Genomic DNA, 17,888 nt, shown 5'->3' on the forward strand with positions numbered 1-17,888 from the left:
AAATTAACAAAATGAGTTACTATAAAGTTAAGGATTTAGAAAATTACTTTAAAATGTATAAAAAATCAGTAAGAGAACCTAGAAAATTCTGGGATCGAATTGCTGATGAAAACTTTGTTTGGTATCAAAGATGGGATAAAGTTTTTGAATACGATATGCAAGAAGCTCAATTTAAATGGTTTCTAAACGCAAAAGTTAATATTACTAAAAACTGTATTGATAGACATTTAGCTAAAAGAGGGGATAAAACAGCTATAATTTTTGAACCAAATAATCCAAGTGAAGCAGCACAACATATTTCATATAATGAATTGTATGTTCGTGTTTCAAAAATGGCAAATGTTCTGAGAGATTTAGGAATAAAAAAAGGTGATAGAGTTTGTATTTATTTACCAATGATACCCGATTTAGCTATTGCTGTATTAGCATGTGCTCGAATTGGTGCCATTCACTCTGTTGTTTTTGCAGGTTTCTCAGCTGGTGCTTTAGAGGCTAGAATTACGGATAGTGATTGTAAAATGGTCATTACATCGGACGGTGCTTATCGTGGAGATAAAACAATAAATTTAAAAAGTATTGTTGATGAAGCACTTGAAAAATGTCCTTCTGTAGAAAAAGTTTTAGTGGTTAAGCGTACAAATGAAAATGTTTCTATGAAAGACGGACGAGATATTTGGGCGCAACCGTTATTAGATGCTGCAATGGATAATAATGTTGCAGAAATTATGGATGCTGAAGACCCGCTGTTTATTTTATATACTTCGGGTTCTACAGGTAAACCAAAAGGAATGGTTCATACAACCGCTGGATACATGGTTTATACAGCGTATACATTTAAAAATGTATTTAATTATGAAGAGAATGATGTGTATTGGTGTACAGCTGATATCGGTTGGATTACTGGCCATTCATATATTCTTTATGGACCGCTTTTAAATGGGGCTACAACTGTAATTTTTGAAGGAGTTCCATCATATCCTGATTTTAGTAGATTTTGGGAAGTAATTGAAAAACATCAAGTTAATCAATTTTATACAGCACCAACTGCTATTCGTGCATTAGCTAAAGAAAGTATTGATTATGTACAAAAATTCCCTTTAAGTTCTTTAAAAGTGATTGGTTCTGTAGGTGAGCCAATTAATGAAGAAGCATGGCACTGGTATAACGACCATGTAGGAGGGAAGCGATGTCCTTTAGTAGACACTTGGTGGCAAACAGAAACTGGTGGTATAATGGTTTCACCACTGCCGTTTATCACACCTACAAAACCTACTTATGCATCATTACCTTTACCTGGAATTCAACCTGTTTTAATGGACGAATTGCGAAATGAAATTGAAGGTAATCAAGTTACGGGTAGTTTGTGTATTAAATTCCCATGGCCGTCTATTGCTAGAACCATTTGGGGCGATCATCAAAGATATATTGACACCTATTTTAAAGCTTTTCCAGGAAAATATTTTACAGGTGATGGAGCTTTAAGAGATGAAGTTGGTTATTATAGAATTACAGGAAGAGTTGATGATGTAATCATTGTATCAGGACATAATTTAGGAACTGCACCAATTGAAGATGCAATAAATGAACACCCTGCTGTTGCTGAAAGTGCGATTGTTGGATTCCCACATGATATTAAAGGAAATGCCTTATACGGTTATGTTATTTTAAAAGAAAGTGGGGAATACCGTAATCACGATAACTTAAGAAAAGAAATTAATCAACTAATTTCTGATCAAGTAGGCCCTATTGCTAAATTAGATAAAATTCAGTTTGTTAACGGTTTACCAAAAACTCGTTCTGGAAAAATCATGAGAAGAATTTTAAGAAAAATAGCTGAAGGTGATTTCTCTAACTTTGGAGATACATCTACGCTTCTTAATCCAGAAATTGTTGACGAAATTAAAGAAGGTAAAATTTAGTTTAAATTTACTTTTGGTTATGTTTATTTAAACAAAAAGCCTACCAATTGGTAGGCTTTTTTATTGAATTCCTAATTTATCTTTTAATTTAAGGAAAAGTAAAGCAATGGAATAAGCATCATCTGATACAGAATTTCTATCACTCAGGTTTATCTTTAATGCTTTTCCCATGTGTTCTAGGGAATAACTTTTATCGTTCGTTTCTTGAAGCTTATTAAACATAGCTTCAATATCATAAGCTTCATTTCTAATTTTACCCAACTTCATTCTACTTAAACATTTATCTAACATTTCAATATCAAAATTAACTCTATGTCCTATTATAATTGAATTAGATAAATAATTTAATAAGGTAACAATGGCATCATTTTCAGAAATCTTTTCAAATTTATTGACTGTAATAAATTCATTGGTAAGTTCAGAAGAATTTTCATTGATTCGTTGAATAAATAGTTCAAATGAATCTTTGATAATAATTCGATTTCCAATTACAGATGTTGCTGCAATTGCCATAATTACATCTTTCTCAGGATCAATACCAGAAGTTTCTAGACTAATAACAACATATTTTGTTGCTTTAAATTTGAAAGATTCTGTATATTTTTTCCAAAATTCCGGATAATCTTTATTAAATATATTTGAAATGCCTAACATTCTTTATGAAAATCTTGTTAATTGATATTTTTCTTTTATTAAACGAACAATTTCATCAATTGTTTGCAATGCTTTCTTTAATTCTTCTTTATCTATTTTACTCATTTTAGAAGTATTTAAATAAGAACCATCATTATCATTCAATATTCCTTCTTGTGCTCTAAAACGTTGTAATTCAAGATAATTTTCGGCAAAATCTAAATATAATTCCTTATTTTTTAGATCAGTTATTGCCATTTGTTTAAATCGTAAATAGGTATTATTGATTCCTTTTAAATTATGACTTAAAGCAAAAATTCGCGCAGCATCAACAAAAAACTGAATGCCTTTTAATTTTAAATTAAATAAGTCTTTGGTACTACCATTTTCATCTAAATTGAACTTTTTAAAGAAAGACAATGGTTGTGGTGTTTTCAATAATTGATTGCCAATGTAATCAAAAAACAATTTATTATTTCTCAAACTTTGATAGATAGCAATTTCTAAGCTATCTTTTATTTTATTTTCACCATAAATGTATTCAAAATCAAAAAATATTCCACTAAAATCGGACATATTTTCTCCTGGTGATTTTATCCAATTGGTATAAATACTTGTAAAATCTGACATTGATTTACACCATTTTATATTACTCGCTAAATGTTCATTTGGACACGGTTTGTACCCTAATGATTCCATCTTTTGAATCACCGTTTTTGCCAATTGAACAAAATAAAATTTAACATCTCTATGTTTTTCTGGCCCCACATCTTCATATACAATCATATTATCTTGATCGCTAAGAACCAATTGCTCTTTTCTACCTTGACTTCCTAATGCAAGCCAAACAAAACGGGCAGGAGGTGTACCGTGTTGCTCTATAGATAATTTTATACATTGATGAATTATGGAATGTAAAATTTCACCTGCTGTATTATTAATATGGAAAATAGGAATATTTTTTGTGAACGAATTTTGAATGATGAACAAATACTTGGAGTGAACATATTTTAATTCTTCAAAATCTCTTGAATTTCTAATTTCATCAATTAAAACTCCAGGATTATTGGATTGCGATTTTATAATGTCGCGTTCAGAAATTATACCTTTAATTCTTGAATTGTCGGAACCATCCTCAGTTACACAAAGAAAAGCAGTATCGTTTTTTAATAATAATAATTGAGCTTCTGCAACTGAAATTGAAGAATCAACAATTGTGAATTTAGTTTGCATTATAGTAGTAATATCAGCATCTAAATTGATAAAACCAAAAGCAATTTTTCTTCTAAAATCACTATCTGTAATTAATCCTGTAATTCGGGCATTATTAGTTACAATAGCATACGATTTATTACCATCAACCATTTTTTTGGCAACTGTTGAAATAGTGGTTGTTAATGGTACTAATAATGGATTTTTATCATATTCTAATTCTTGAAAATAGGAGAAATCCGTAGTTTCTGAATCTGAATTAATTTCAGAAATAGATTTTAAATTTTGATAATTTTCGCCAGTCGATTTTGATTGATCTGAAAAATGTTCTAAAAAATAATCTAAAACGGAAGCATACTTAGATAATATTGGTTTAAATAATGCAATAGGAATAGCATAAATAATCGCGTCTTCGTTTGCTATGGAGTTTAAGGCATAATTATTTTTTGCAAAAAAGGGACGCAAACCAAAAATAGAACCAGAATAACATTTAGTGATTAATGTTTCTTGAGCATCTATAATTTTTGTTAAATGAATTATACCTGAATTAACTATATAAAAATTAGTATGCAATTCATCATTAACCTTAAATAATCTTTTATTTTTTTCTAGATATATAATTTCAGATTGAGAAGCAATATCTAATAAATCTGAATAATCTATATTTTTAAAAGGGTCATGTTGTTTTAAGAAGTCAACTATATTTTCTGCAAAAGTATTCTTCATGATGTAGAGTAGAAATTACAAATCAAAAATACAATTAATTCATTAAATAGATGAAGAATACTTTTAAAAATATTCTATTTTACATAATGTATATTATAGTTCAAAATACTTTAATAGATTTTGCTAAAAAGTTGGTAATACACAAATATTAAATTATTTTTGCAACTTAAAATTACACACTTTGAAAAATAAATACGCACTTTCGTTAATTGAGAAAATTCAAAAAGAATTATTATTAGATAAATTTGATTGTTCTTCTACAATTGAAAATTTAAAAAAGTTACGTGAATATTCATTTGATGATCAAAATCCGGTTTTAACTAAAGCATTACGATTAGCTTATGAACATTTAGAAACTAATGGCGCATTTTTAATTGGAATTCCAATGGATGAACCTATTGATGATTCAGAAAAAGAATTTAATTTTTCAGAAACAAATGATCTAGAAAGTTTTGAATATTTTATTTCTTTACTTTTAGATTTAGAAAAGAAAAATAACATCTTAGATTTAAGAGAATACAACAAAGCATTTTTAGCTTTTTAGTATTTTCTATTTTACATAATATTAAGCTAATTAATTAGTTTAACTACTTATCTACTTACTTTTCAATGATAGTTGGTTAAATTGATCAATTGGCTTTTTTATTTTTAACACTATTTTAAGCACTGCCAACTATTCATAATTAGTTTTAGACTGAAGTATTTCCTATTTTTGCAGTATAATTTCAACCAAAATATATGTTAAAAATATTTAAATATACCGCACTTTTTGAAGGAGTTTCTTATTTAGTTTTATTAGCTAATATGTTAATAATCAAACCAAATAATCTAGAATTATATAAGACACTATTGAAACCTATTGGTATGGCTCATGGTGTGTTATTTATTTTATATGTAATTTTAGCTTTTCTTTTAAAAGAAGAAAAAAACTGGAATAAAAAAGACTTTGCAATCATTCTTGGGGCTTCCCTACTTCCTTTTGGAACTTTTTATATTGATTCAAAATACTTAAAATCAACAAATTAACATGAAGTTATACGATATAGCTGAACCCATTTTAAAAAACTTAGAAGTTAGTCCAACACTATCTTTATATATAAATTTAGTAGTTAATTTAATCATTCTAGGTATAATTGCTTATATACTCGATTATGTTTTTAAAAAAATATTAATTGTGTGTTTGGCAGTGGTGGCTATTCGAACGAAATCGAGTTTTGATGATTTTTTGGTTGCCAACAAAACCGCCAAGTATATGGCGCACTTGGTTCCTTTGTATTACATTAGTAAAAAAGTGCCGCTAGTATTAGACAAATTTGTGTATTGGGAATCACTTTTTACAAAATTGGTCAAATTCAATATCATTATTTTATCCATTTTAATTTTACGTAGTATTTTAAACGCTTTACGTGATTATTTAAAATTGCAACCTAAATATAAAGACAAACCTATTGACAGTTATGTTCAAGTGATCATGATTACGATGTGGATTTATGCTTTCATTTCGTTCATTTTAATTTTATTTGATACTACAAAAACGACTTTATTAACCACCTTTGGTTCGGTCTCTGCCGTTATTATTTTAATTTTTAGAGATACGATTCTTGGTTTTGTAGCAAGTATTCAAGTAACTGTAAATGATATGGTTAGAATTGGCGATTGGATAACCGTTGAAAAATATGGCGCTGATGGTGATGTTGAAGAAATAAATTTAGCTACAGTAAAGGTTCGTAATTTTGATAATACCACTTCTACAATTCCTACGTATAGTCTAATTTCCGATAGTTTTAGAAATTGGCGCGGTATGATTAATTCTGATGGTAGAAGAATTAAACGTCATATTTTAATTAAAGGTGGATCGGTACGTTTTTTAAAAGATGAGGAATTAGAACACTTAAAACGAATTCAATTTATTTCAACCTATATTGATAAGAGAAAACAGGATATTGACAAGTTTAATAGTAGTAACCAAATAGATAAGTCTTTATCAATCAATGGTCGTAATCTTACCAATCTTGGTTTATTTAGAAAATATATTCAACAATATATTCTTTCTCATCCTGGAATAAATAAAGATATGTTGTTGATGGTACGTTATTTACAACCTACTGAAAAAGGAATCCCATTAGAAATCTATTGTTTTAGTAAAGATAAAAAATGGGAAAACTACGAATATATAATGGCCGACATTTTTGATCATGTAATTGCCTCAATCAAATATTTTGATTTGGAATTATTTGAATTACAACCCGCCAAAAATCAAGACGATTTTACTCTGTAATTGCCATTTCAATAATTTCTCTATGATCAAATGCTAATTTTGGTAAATTATTGATATTAAACCATTTTAACTCTTTTGCATCATCCATTGCTTTAGTATTTTCTGTATCGTTTGAGTAACCCAAATATGCTATTGAAATCATGTGTCCTCTTGGATCTCTTCCTGGTGTTCCAAAAGCACCAATTTGGTATAATTCTTCTACTTCTAAGTTGGTTTCTTCTTTTAATTCTCGATGAGCTGCTGCTTCTAAATCTTCATTTTCATCTACAAAACCTCCTGGTAAAGCCCAACAATCTTTAAAGGGTTCATTTAATCGTTTAATTAAAAGAATTTCTTCCGTTTCATTGTTAATAACTAATATATCAACTGTTACAAAAATTTTTGAAGTATAGGTACTCATGGCTATTTTTTTTGTAAATTTAAAATAAAAAAATGATTGAGAGAAGTCAATTTTTACTGCCCCTGAAAACAGTTCGCTTTGGAAATGAAAACATAGAATCTTTAAGTGAAGAATATTTTCAAAACAATACACTTAGACCCATTCTTAAACTTCAAAATGAATTATTAATTGAAGTTTTTAAGAATTATGCAACGAAACAAAAAAATACTTTCTTTGATCTTAGTCCAGAAAAGAAAGAAAAATATATTGAAAATGCCATTCAAAAAGACTTGAAATTTAGAAATTCGTTGAAAGGAATGATTATTGGTTTATTTAGTGTAGAGGAATACCAAGAATACATTAAAAACTCATCTAATTTAAACAAAAGAATGATGAATTTATTGATTGAACGCCTGAAAAGTCAGGTTATGTTACTAAATCAATGACCCTTGTATGATTTGTTTCAATTCAAATGAATTATATATTTTCAATATCTTATTTAGATACTAAAACCTGACAACAAGTAAATTAATAAAGACTTTCACCATTTAAATCGGTTGTTAACACATCACTCATATAATCGAAAAATGGACGCATAGCTGCAAATGTAGCAATAACTTCTTCCTTAAATTGAGGCGCTAAAACTTCTTTATTGCTAAATTGACGCGTTAGTAAAAATTGTTTTTTTCGTATTAAATGAATATCCGGATGATTCTTATCAAAATTTTTAGGTGCCGTTTTCAATTCTTCCCCTTCTAATCCATTTTTAAAATAAAATTTGAATTTTTCATCATTCAAAAGTTCTTTTAAATCAGACGCATCTAATTCTAATTCTTTTCGAATACGATACAAATCTTCATTATTTGGTTCCCAAAAACCACCACCAACAAAGCTACCGCCATCTTCAATATGTAAATACATTCCACCTCGTAACAAAGGTTTAGTTCTTGTGAATCCGACTGAAAAATGAGTTTTATAAGGCGTTTTATCTTTAGAAAAACGAACATCACGATAAATTCTAAAAACTTGCATCCTTTCAATACTATCTATTTTCTCTAAATCAGCCAATACCTCAGTAAAAAAGTTTTTTGCATTTTTATTTTCAACCTCAAATCGTTTTTTATTATCGGTAAACCAGTCACGATTGTTATTTTTCTTTAATAAATCTAAGTATTCGAAAGTGGAATTTGTAAGCATAGTTATTTGTTAACACGATTTACACAAATTTACATTAAGTTTTATAAAATCAACTATTTTTTATGGTTACATATTCAAATTGACTTATTGGCACATTAATTTAGCTCCTGTTCCATTTTCATTGCTATATATCGTTTTTCCAAAATCAATGGAAACACCCGTTGCAATATCTTTTTCCAACAATAAAGCCCCATCCATATCCACAAAATCTAATAAAGGCAACAAATGTGCAATGGCTGAAATTCCGACTGTAGATTCAGTCATACAGCCTACCATAGTTTTCAATCCTAATTCTTTTGCTTTTTTAATCATTCGCAAACCAGGTGTTAATCCGCCACATTTCATCAATTTAATATTTACCCCATGAAAATGATTGAAACATTTCACAACATCTTCTTCTTCAATACAACTTTCATCAGCAATAATGGGTAAAACCGAATGTTTCATAACATCCTTACAACCTTCCCAATCGTCTGCTTTTAAAGGTTGTTCGATAAATTCGACACCTAAATCTTTAAAAATTTTCGAGTTTTCAATGGTTTCCTCAACCGTCCAACCACAATTAGCATCCACACGAAAAATAGCATTGGTTTCTTTTCGTAAGGCTTTAATTATTTCTATATCATCAGCTGTACCTAATTTGATTTTATACAAAGGCCAAGGCATAGCCCTCATTTTCTCTATCATTTTCGGGATTTCTGCAATACCAATTGTGTAATTCGTTAAGGGTAAATTTTTAGGTTGAAGCTTCCAATACTCGTATAATTTTACACCTAATTTTTTAGTATATAAATCGTGGTACGCTTCATCTAAAGCGCATAAAGCAAAAAGATTATCTTTAAATAGTGGTTGTAAATTAGTCCAAAATTCTTCTGGTTTCAAACCTATCTGTGATTCAATAAACGCTTTATTTATGAGAATATCTTCCGCAATTTGAAACGTATCTAAATGATAATAAGCATTTTCAGTCGCTTCACCATAACCCGAAAATCCATCACTAATTAGTTCAACAATTAAAGACGGTTTGACATCAAAAGACAATCGTGAGATTTTAAAATTGTCTTTTAACTTTAAGTTGTAATGATGAAGTTTTACTTGCATATTTTTTTAACATATAAGTCATATGAGCTAAATTTATAGGTAGTTATATCCTTAACTACTTTTAAGTTCAATATAAGTTAGCTTAACAAAGAAAAGAAAAAAACTTAAATTACTTATATGTTTAAAATTATTCAACATTTCCTAAACGATCTTCTACAAATTCAATTTGTGTTTTTCCATGTGGTTTTGGTTTGCCTTGTTCGTCTAAATTTACCATTGTAATATTTTCAATAGTAATTATTTTTTCACGTGTCATCATGTTTCTAACCTCTGAACGAAGCACTAATGAAGAAGTTCCAAACTTCACAACATCAATGCCAATTTCGACTATATCGCCTTGTTTAGCTGCACTCATGAAATTAATTTCACTCATGTATTTAGTAACCACTTTTGGATTTTCTAACTGTACAATAGAATATAATGCTGCTTCTTCGTCTATCCATGCCAATAATTTTCCTCCAAAAAGTGTTCCGTTGGCATTTAAATCTTCTGGTTTTACCCATTTTCGTGTATGAAATCTCATAATTTTTATTTTTCATAAAATTATAAAAAACCATAGAACTTAGAAAGGTTAAGTAGTTGCTTTTATTAATACAACTATTACTTTTCTCTATTTTTCAATACATTCACCACATCATTCAATTGATAGCCTTTGGCTTGTAATAATATTAAATAGTGAAACAACAAATCAGCACTTTCAGACAAAAACAAATCATCATTAGAATCTTTAGCTTCAATAACTACTTCTACTGCTTCTTCACCCACTTTTTGAGCAATTTTATTAATGCCTTTTTCAAACAAAGAAACTACATAACTATTGTTATTCTGACGTAGGTCAGAACTTAATTCCGAAAGTTCCTTACGTTCACGAATCGTATTTTCTAATTTTGTGATGAATCCGTAATTTTGACTATTGTTTTGGTTCCAACACGTAGCTGTTCCTTTGTGACATGTTGGTCCGACAGGCTTAACTTGAATTAATAACGTATCATTATCACAATCCAAAGCAAAAGAAACTAGGTTTAAAAAGTTACCACTTTCCTCACCTTTTGTCCATAATCGGTTTTTAGTTCTGCTAAAAAATGTAACTTTATTGGTTGAAAGTGTTGTATCAAATGCTTCTTGATTCATGTATCCCAACATCAAGACATTTTTAGTTTCAACATCTTGAATGATGGCAGGAATTAATCCATTCGTATTTTTAGTAAAATCTATATTCATTTTTTTAAATTCTAATTTCAATATTTTGTTGTTTTAAAAACTGTTTAAGATCTGGAATAGCAATTTCATTGTAATGAAAAACACTAGCTGCTAAGGCGGCATCTGCTTTACCATGTGTAAATGCATCTGCAAAATGTTGCATGGTTCCTGCGCCTCCACTGGCAATAATGGGAATATTTACCAATTGTGAAATTTGAGCTAATGCTTCATTGGCAAATCCGTTTTTAGTACCATCATTATTCATTGATGTAAATAAAATTTCACCTGCGCCTCTTTTTTCAACTTCTACAACCCAATCAAAAAGTTTAATTTCGGTTGGAACTTTACCCCCAACCAAATGCACCATCCATTCTCCATTAATTTCTTTGGCGTCCACAGCAACTACTGTACATTGACTTCCATATTTTGCTGCAATTTGATTAATTAAATCGGGATTTTGTACCGCAGAAGAATTAATGGAAACTTTATCAGCACCGTTGCGCAGTAAAAAATCAACATCTTCAACAGAAGAAATACCCCCACCAACAGTGAAAGGTATGTTAATACTTGCAGCGACTTTTCGAACTAAATCAATTAATGTTTTTCTGCGTTCTTCGGTTGCTGAAATATCTAAAAAGACTAATTCATCAGCCCCAGTATCGGCATATTTTTTGGCTAATTCTACCGGATCTCCAGCATCTCGAAGTTCTAAAAAGTTGACACCTTTAACGGTTCGACCGTTTTTAATGTCAAGGCAAGGGATTATTCTTTTTGTAAGCATATGGAATAATTACCCTTGAAGGGTTAGACCCTTCAAGGGTGGTTTAATTAATAATATAGTTTTCTAGTTGTTTTAAACTAATTCTTCCTTCGTAAATTGCTTTACCAATGATCGTTCCTTCACAACCAAGCTCAGCTAATTTTGGTAATTCATCAAATGTTGAAATTCCTCCAGATGCAATCAATTTACAATTAGTTGTTTCAGATAAAATTTCTTGATATAAATCAAAACTCGGACCTTCTAACATGCCGTCTTTAGCAATATCTGTACAGATAACATATTCAATTCCTTTACTTTGATAATTTTTAATAAAAGGAATAACCTCTTGCGTTGATTCTTCTAACCAACCTGAAATTGCTATTTTTTTATTATTTGCATCAGCACCTAAAATAATTTTATCCGCACCATATTTCTGAATCCAATTTTCAAAAACAGTCGGATTTTTAATTGCAATACTACCTCCCGTAATTTGATTTGCACCACATTCAAAAGCAATTTTTAAATCTTCATCTGATTTTAATCCTCCGCCAAAATCAATTTTTAAAGTTGTTTTAGTCGCTATTTGATCTAAAATTTTATAATTGATAATACGGTTGGATTTAGCCCCATCTAAATCCACTAAATGCAAATATTGAATTCCGTGTGCTTCAAATTCTTTAGCTACTTCTAAAGGGTTTTCATTATATATTTTTTGTGTTGAATAATCTCCTTTAGATAATCGTACACATTTTCCATCAATGATATCGATTGCAGGTATAATTCTCATTGTTAAATAGTTAAAAAATTAAACAAGATTTGTTCACCCGCTTTACCGCTTTTCTCAGGGTGAAATTGTACTCCATAGAAATTATCTTTTTGAATGGCTGTGGCATAATTAATACCGTAATTCGTAGTTGCAATACAATACGTATTGACGGGTGCATAATAACTATGAACCAAATACATGTATTCTTCTTCATTTATGCCTTTAAATAATTCTGTCTTCAAATTAGTAATCGTATTCCAACCCATTTGAGGCACTTTCAATTGGTTTGAAAAACGTTTAATTTGAATATCAAATATTCCTAATCCCTTTGCATTTCCTTCTTCCGAAGAGCTACAAAGCAATTGCATTCCTAAACAAATCCCTAAAACAGGTTGGGTTAAGGCAGGAATAATTGTATCTAATTTTTTATTATGAATCATTTGCATAGCACTGCTCGCTTCTCCAACACCAGGAAAAATAACTTTATCTGCTTTTTTAATTGTATTTGGATCATCTGTGACTGTTGCTTGATACCCTAAACGTTCGAGTGCAAAAAGCACACTTTGCACATTACCGGCACCATAATCTATTAGTGCAATTTTCATAACATTCCTTTTGTACTTGGTAAAATCATTTTGTTTGGATCTCTTTTTACGGCTACTTTAATTGCTTTAGCAAAAGCTTTAAAAATAGCTTCAATTTTATGATGTTCATTAGTTCCTTCCGCTTTTATATTCAAATTCGCTTTAGCCCCATCTGTAAAGGATTTGAAAAAGTGAAAAAACATTTCTGTTGGCAATTGACCAATCATTTCACGTTTAAAAACGGCTTCCCAAACCAACCAATTTCTACCCCCAAAGTCAATCGCCACTTGAGCTAAGCAATCATCCATAGGCAAACAGAATCCATAACGCTCAATACCTAATTTATTTCCCAATGCAGAAGCAAATACTTCACCCAAAGCTATTGCAGTATCTTCAATTGTATGGTGTTCATCCACTTCTAAATCGCCTTTAACGTTAATTTCTAAATCCATTTGACCGTGACGCGCAATTTGGTCTAACATATGATTAAAAAAGGGTAATCCTGTTTCAATTCTACTTTTTCCAGTTCCATCTAATTGTAATGAAATAAAAATATCCGTTTCATTTGTTTTGCGATGAATCGTGGCACTTCGCTTTTCTAATTTTAAAAATTCATATATATCTTGCCATTGGGTGGTTTGCAAGGCAATTGACTCTTCTAAAGTTGTGTTGTCATTAGCTAATTCATTGATACCTAATTGAGCATCATTTTTGATATAAATGGCTTTTAAACCTAAATTTTTAGCCAATTCAACATCTGTCATTCGATCTCCAATTACAAATGAATTTGCTAAATCATATTTATCACTGTCAAAATAATTCGTTAACATCCCCGTTCTAGGTTTTCGAGTAGGTGCTAATTCTTCAGGAAAACTTTTGTCAATACAAACCTCTTTAAACACAATACCTTCATTTTCAAAAGCTTTTATAATAAAATTATGCGTAGGCCAAAAAGTTTCCTCTGGAAAACTAACTGTTCCTAAACCGTCTTGATTAGTAACCATTACTAATTCATAGTCCAATTCATTTACGATTTTATTCAGACAATTAAATACGTTTGGGTAAAATTCTACTTTAGATAAATCATCCAATTGATAATTTTCAGGCTCTAAAACTAAAGTCCCGTCTCGATCTATAAATAATATTTTTTGTGCCATTAGAGTTGTTTTATAATTTGAATTAATTTGTCATTTTCTTCTGAAGTTCCAATTGAAATTCTCAAACAATTGCTACATAAGGGCTGTGAAGAGCGGTTACGAACCACTATTCCATTTTTAAGCAATTGATCATAACGTTTTAGAGCATTATCGACTTCAACTAATAAATAATTGGTGTCAGATGGATAAACTTTTTTCACAAAATTAACTTCAAGTAATACTTTAATTAATCTCTCTTTTTCTTCTTTAATACTAATAATTGTATTTTTTAATTTATTTATATTCAGCAATTCTTCAAATGCTTTTTCTTGTGATAAAACATTAATATTATACGGCGGTTTAATTTTGTTCAGAATTGATATGATATCCGCAGAAGCAAACAAACTACCAATTCGTAATCCGGCCATCCCATACGCTTTTGATAGTGTTTGGCAAATGATTAAATTGGGATACAATTCTAATTCCGACAACCAACTCTTCTTTTCTGAAAAATCTATATATGCTTCATCAATTACAACCAATCCACCGAATGAAGATAGAATTTTTTCAATTCGCTCTGATGAAAATGTATTTCCCGTTGGGTTATTTGGAGAACATAGGAAGACAATTTTAGTTCGGTCATCGATTGTTTTCAAAATACTGTCAACATTGGGTTCAAAATTTGAATCGAGCAACACTTCTCTATTTTCAACAGCGTTCAAATTTGCTAAAACTGCATACATTCCATAAGTCGGTGGCAACGTAATGACATTATCAATATTAGGCTCGCAAAATGCTCTAAAAATTAAGTCTAATACTTCATCACTACCATTACCCAACAACAGTTGATTGCTATCAATTCCTTTTCTTTTTGAAATTACTTCTTTTAACTTTTTTTGCTGTGGATCTGGATATCTATTGATTCCATTATCGACAGGCGACTCATTGGCATCTAAAAAAATAAACGACTCACTACCCTCTTTAAACTCATCACGAGCAGAGGAATAAGGTTGCATTTTTTTAATGTTTGGTCGGACTAAATCCAGGATATTATAACTCATACTAAATCTTTTAATCGCAATGTTACGGCATTTTTGTGCGCTTGAAGCCCTTCAGCTTCTGCCATTATTTCTATGGCTTTACCAATATTTTGTATGCCTTCTTTTGAAATTTTTTGAAACGTCATGGCTTTCATAAAACTATCTAGATTTACACCACTATAATTTTTAGCATAGCCATTCGTAGGTAATGTATGATTTGTACCTGAAGCATAATCTCCTGCACTTTCTGGAGTATAATTACCAAGAAATACTGAACCAGCATTTTGCAAATTATCTAAATAAAAATCTTCCTCTTTTGAAACAATAATTAAGTGTTCAGGAGCATATTCATTCACAAATTCCATAGCCGATTCTTTATCTTTGAAATAAATAAAGCGGGAATTCAAAATTGCTTTTTCAGCTATAGATTTACGGGGTAACTTTTTAATTTGTAGCTCAATTTCTTGTTGAACAGCTGAAATTAAATTTGAATCAGTAGTTACTAAAACCACCTGACTATCCGCACCATGTTCAGCCTGACTCAATAAATCTGAAGCAATATAAGAAGCATTTGCCGTTTCATCAGCTAAAACCAATAACTCAGACGGACCAGCTGGCATATCAATAGCGATACCGTAATTGGTTGCTATTTGTTTCGCTACTGTTACATATTGATTTCCTGGTCCAAATATTTTAGATACTTGAGGAATTGTTTTTGTTCCAAATGTCAATGCCGCTATTGCTTGAATGCCTCCAACCTTAAAAATTTTAGTCACGCCACATAATTGAGCCGCATATAAAATAGCCGGATTGATTTTGCCTTCTTTGTTAGGAGGAGAACACAATACAATCTCTTTACACCCCGCCAATTTAGCTGGAATCGCTAACATTAAAACGGTTGAAAATAAAGGCGCCGAACCTCCAGGAATATACAATCCAATTTTCTGAATAGGTCTTTTTTCTTGCCAACAAATTACACCCTTAGCGGTTTCAACTGCAACCTTTTCTGTTTTTTGTGCCTGGTGAAATTTTTCAATATTTGACTGGGCTAATTGAATTGCTTCTTTTAATTCAATGGGTACTTGTTCAATAGCTTCTTGAATTTCAACACTCGTTACTTCAATTGAATTTAAAATTACACCATCAAAAAAAGAGGTGTACTTATCTACTGCTTTATCACCTTTTTGTTGAACTTCTTTAAAAATATCCGTAACTGTATTTTGTAAATCAGCTATTGAATCTGTTGGTCTTTTAAGTAATTCAGACCAATCATTTTGACTTGGGTTTAGATAAACTTTCATAATGTATTGTGTTGTTATAATACCATTTTTTCAATTGGACAAATTAATATTCCTTCGGCTCCTGCATTTTTTAATTGATCAATAACTTCCCAAAACTGATCGTCATTAATTACAGAATGTACACTACTCCAGCCTGCTTCTGCTAAAGGCAATACCGTCGGACTTTTTAATACGGGAAGAATTGAGCTAATTTCTGCAATTTTATCATTTGGTACATTCATCAAAATATACTTTGATTTTCTTGCTTTTAAAACCGATTGAATTCTGAAAATTAATTTATCCAAAAGTACTTTCTTCTCTTCTGATAAATTTGGAGATGCAGCTAGAACTGCTTCACTTTTCAAGATTACTTCCACTTCTTTTAAATTATTTTTAAAAAGCGTGCTCCCTGTAGAAACAATATCTACGATAGCATCTGACAAACCAATATTCGGTGCAATTTCAACTGAACCTGATATTTGGTGAATCTCTACATTGACATTTTTAGATTTAAAATAATTTAAAACCGTGTTGGGGTATGAAGTAGCAATGCGCTTCCCATCTAAATCTTCAATTGAATTGTAGTTCACTGTTTTAGGAACAGCTATCGAAACTTTACATTTTGAAAAACCTAATTTTTCAACAACTTCAATAGCGCCTCCTTTTTCAACTAAAAGATTATCTCCGACAATAGCAATATCTGCCACCCCATCAATTAAATATTGAGGAATATCCGAATTACGTAAAAATAAAATCTCCAATGGAAAATTTGAAGCGGTTGCTTTCAATTGGTCATTTCCATTATCCACAGAAATTCCGCAATCTTTTAAAATTTTAAGGCTGTCTTCATTAAGTCGACCCGATTTTTGAATAGCAATTTTTAAGGTGTTCATGTTAAATTTAATTTTAAATTTATTTGAGAAACACCAGACGGGAGGGAGAAATTAACTTAACTAAAATAAAAAACCCGCCTGATGAACTCAAACGGGTTAGTAGTTATATTTAGATTACAATCATAGCATCACTACCTCGCTTGAGCGTGGAATAAATGATGATGATGATGTAATTGATTTAAAAACATATTTTCTTTGTTATTTGATTTTGCAAATTTAATTGAATTAGAATTTAAAAAACAAATATTTTTTATAATTATTTAAAATTATTCATTTTTTTCTTCTTCTACTTGATTGGAAGTGTTTGAATTAGAAAACGTTGAATCATTTTCACGAATTTCAGTGTGACGAATTTCTCCTCCTGTTGTACCTGCATTTTTTGATAAAAATACACAAACTACTCCTAAAACTAGAACTAAATAGGAAATCCATTTTTCAAAAGAAAGCTTTTTTGACTGAGCATATAATCCAACAATTGAAGCAACTCCTAAAATATACATAGGAATCATAAATGCCTCTGCTGCTTCTTCATGTTCATGAATAACCTCATGCGAAAAACCAGGTAAATCTTCAACAAAATGCTCAGCTTTATCCCCTGTCATCATGGCTAATTGACCAGAAATGACACAGATAATTAATATAACAAAAGCGGCCGATTTTAAAACTGAATTCTTTTTTACTAAACCAAACAATACTAACCCCAAACCAAAAAATAATCCAATGATAGGGAAATGGTTTACCAACATGTGTATATGCGCTTCATTCATAGCTAATTTATATTGTT

General features: G+C 30.3%; 20 protein-coding genes. 5 read left to right on the top strand and 15 right to left on the bottom strand.

The genetic code is table 11. From position 1 onward, the window contains the following. Positions 1 to 11: 11 nt before the first annotated feature. Entirely contained in the window at positions 12 to 1,919 is a 1,908-nt protein-coding gene (gene acs, locus KQS_RS06845) for an acetate--CoA ligase (RefSeq protein ID WP_014388464.1), read from the top strand. Between the two features lie 60 nt (positions 1,920 to 1,979). Here the strand turns inward: acs and KQS_RS06850 are convergent, their stop codons facing one another. Together KQS_RS06850 and KQS_RS06855 are read right to left on the bottom strand one after the other, a co-directional pair. After that, complete coding sequence (locus KQS_RS06850; protein ID WP_014388465.1) at positions 1,980 to 2,573, bottom strand: 3'-5' exonuclease; 594 nt, start codon at positions 2,571 to 2,573, stop codon at positions 1,980 to 1,982. Between the two features lie 3 nt (positions 2,574 to 2,576). Further along, entirely contained in the window at positions 2,577 to 4,490 is a 1,914-nt protein-coding gene (locus tag KQS_RS06855) for a DUF294 nucleotidyltransferase-like domain-containing protein (protein ID WP_014388466.1), read from the bottom strand. A 181-nt stretch (positions 4,491 to 4,671) separates the two neighbouring features. Between KQS_RS06855 and KQS_RS06860 the strand changes: the two genes are divergently transcribed. The 3 genes from KQS_RS06860 to KQS_RS06870 all read left to right on the top strand — a co-directional run bounded on the left by KQS_RS06860 (position 4,672) and on the right by KQS_RS06870 (position 6,768). Further along, positions 4,672 to 5,034 carry a hypothetical protein gene (locus tag KQS_RS06860; protein WP_014388467.1) on the top strand — a complete coding sequence of 121 codons (363 nt, stop codon included), beginning with the start codon at positions 4,672 to 4,674 and terminating at the stop codon, positions 5,032 to 5,034. 194 nt (positions 5,035 to 5,228) lie between these two features. Next, the gene (locus KQS_RS06865) at positions 5,229 to 5,516 is read left to right on the top strand and encodes a DUF3817 domain-containing protein (RefSeq protein ID WP_014388468.1); all 288 of its coding nucleotides are present in this window, start codon (positions 5,229 to 5,231) and stop codon (positions 5,514 to 5,516) included. 1 nt (position 5,517) lies between these two features. Then, positions 5,518 to 6,768 carry a mechanosensitive ion channel family protein gene (locus KQS_RS06870; RefSeq protein WP_014388469.1) on the top strand — a complete coding sequence of 417 codons (1,251 nt, stop codon included), beginning with the start codon at positions 5,518 to 5,520 and terminating at the stop codon, positions 6,766 to 6,768. On the opposite strand, the gene KQS_RS06875 is transcribed toward KQS_RS06870, so the two are convergent. Next, positions 6,758 to 7,168, bottom strand: a complete 411-nt coding sequence (locus KQS_RS06875; protein WP_014388470.1) for an NUDIX domain-containing protein — start codon at positions 7,166 to 7,168, stop codon at positions 6,758 to 6,760. The genes KQS_RS06870 and KQS_RS06875 overlap by 11 nt on opposite strands. A gap of 32 nt (positions 7,169 to 7,200) precedes the next feature. Between KQS_RS06875 and KQS_RS06880 the strand changes: the two genes are divergently transcribed. After that, positions 7,201 to 7,593, top strand: a complete 393-nt coding sequence (locus KQS_RS06880; protein ID WP_014388471.1) for a hypothetical protein — start codon at positions 7,201 to 7,203, stop codon at positions 7,591 to 7,593. Positions 7,594 to 7,675: 82 nt separating this feature from the next. Here the strand turns inward: KQS_RS06880 and KQS_RS06885 are convergent, their stop codons facing one another. The 12 genes from KQS_RS06885 to KQS_RS06940 form a co-directional block, all read right to left on the bottom strand. Further along, positions 7,676 to 8,350 (bottom strand): DUF2461 domain-containing protein, encoded by a 675-nt coding sequence (locus KQS_RS06885; protein WP_394332337.1) that lies wholly within the window; start codon positions 8,348 to 8,350, stop codon positions 7,676 to 7,678. 78 nt (positions 8,351 to 8,428) lie between these two features. Continuing rightward, entirely contained in the window at positions 8,429 to 9,445 is a 1,017-nt protein-coding gene (locus tag KQS_RS06890) for a dipeptide epimerase (RefSeq protein ID WP_014388473.1), read from the bottom strand. Between the two features lie 127 nt (positions 9,446 to 9,572). Continuing rightward, positions 9,573 to 9,968, bottom strand: coding sequence for an acyl-CoA thioesterase (locus KQS_RS06895; protein WP_014388474.1), 396 nt, complete (start codon positions 9,966 to 9,968; stop codon positions 9,573 to 9,575). Positions 9,969 to 10,045: 77 nt separating this feature from the next. Next, a complete protein-coding gene (hisIE, locus tag KQS_RS06900) occupies positions 10,046 to 10,666 on the bottom strand; it encodes a bifunctional phosphoribosyl-AMP cyclohydrolase/phosphoribosyl-ATP diphosphatase HisIE (RefSeq protein WP_014388475.1) in 621 nt (206 codons plus the stop codon). Positions 10,667 to 10,670: 4 nt separating this feature from the next. Then, the gene (gene hisF / locus KQS_RS06905; protein WP_014388476.1) at positions 10,671 to 11,426 is read right to left on the bottom strand and encodes an imidazole glycerol phosphate synthase subunit HisF; all 756 of its coding nucleotides are present in this window, start codon (positions 11,424 to 11,426) and stop codon (positions 10,671 to 10,673) included. A 43-nt stretch (positions 11,427 to 11,469) separates the two neighbouring features. Continuing rightward, positions 11,470 to 12,192 (bottom strand): 1-(5-phosphoribosyl)-5-[(5-phosphoribosylamino)methylideneamino]imidazole-4-carboxamide isomerase, encoded by a 723-nt coding sequence (gene hisA, locus KQS_RS06910; protein WP_014388477.1) that lies wholly within the window; start codon positions 12,190 to 12,192, stop codon positions 11,470 to 11,472. A 2-nt stretch (positions 12,193 to 12,194) separates the two neighbouring features. Continuing rightward, a complete protein-coding gene (gene hisH, locus KQS_RS06915; protein ID WP_014388478.1) occupies positions 12,195 to 12,776 on the bottom strand; it encodes an imidazole glycerol phosphate synthase subunit HisH in 582 nt (193 codons plus the stop codon). Continuing rightward, on the bottom strand, positions 12,773 to 13,912 hold the full coding sequence (hisB, locus tag KQS_RS06920) for a bifunctional histidinol-phosphatase/imidazoleglycerol-phosphate dehydratase HisB (RefSeq protein WP_014388479.1): 1,140 nt from the start codon (positions 13,910 to 13,912) through the stop codon (positions 12,773 to 12,775). Before hisB ends, hisH begins: the two co-directional genes overlap by 4 nt. Beyond that, positions 13,912 to 14,952, bottom strand: a complete 1,041-nt coding sequence (gene hisC, locus KQS_RS06925) for a histidinol-phosphate transaminase (protein ID WP_014388480.1) — start codon at positions 14,950 to 14,952, stop codon at positions 13,912 to 13,914. Before hisC ends, hisB begins: the two co-directional genes overlap by 1 nt. Beyond that, positions 14,949 to 16,232: a histidinol dehydrogenase gene (gene hisD, locus KQS_RS06930; RefSeq protein ID WP_014388481.1), complete on the bottom strand. Its 1,284-nt coding sequence runs from the start codon at positions 16,230 to 16,232 to the stop codon at positions 14,949 to 14,951. Before hisD ends, hisC begins: the two co-directional genes overlap by 4 nt. A gap of 14 nt (positions 16,233 to 16,246) precedes the next feature. Next, on the bottom strand, positions 16,247 to 17,104 hold the full coding sequence (gene hisG / locus KQS_RS06935; protein WP_014388482.1) for an ATP phosphoribosyltransferase: 858 nt from the start codon (positions 17,102 to 17,104) through the stop codon (positions 16,247 to 16,249). A 266-nt stretch (positions 17,105 to 17,370) separates the two neighbouring features. After that, positions 17,371 to 17,871, bottom strand: a complete 501-nt coding sequence (locus KQS_RS06940) for a DUF2231 domain-containing protein (RefSeq protein WP_014388483.1) — start codon at positions 17,869 to 17,871, stop codon at positions 17,371 to 17,373. Between the last annotated feature and the right edge of the window lie 17 nt (positions 17,872 to 17,888).

This window comes from Flavobacterium indicum GPTSA100-9 = DSM 17447, from assembly GCF_000455605.1.
GTDB classification, from domain to species: Bacteria; Bacteroidota; Bacteroidia; order Flavobacteriales; family Flavobacteriaceae; genus Flavobacterium; species Flavobacterium indicum.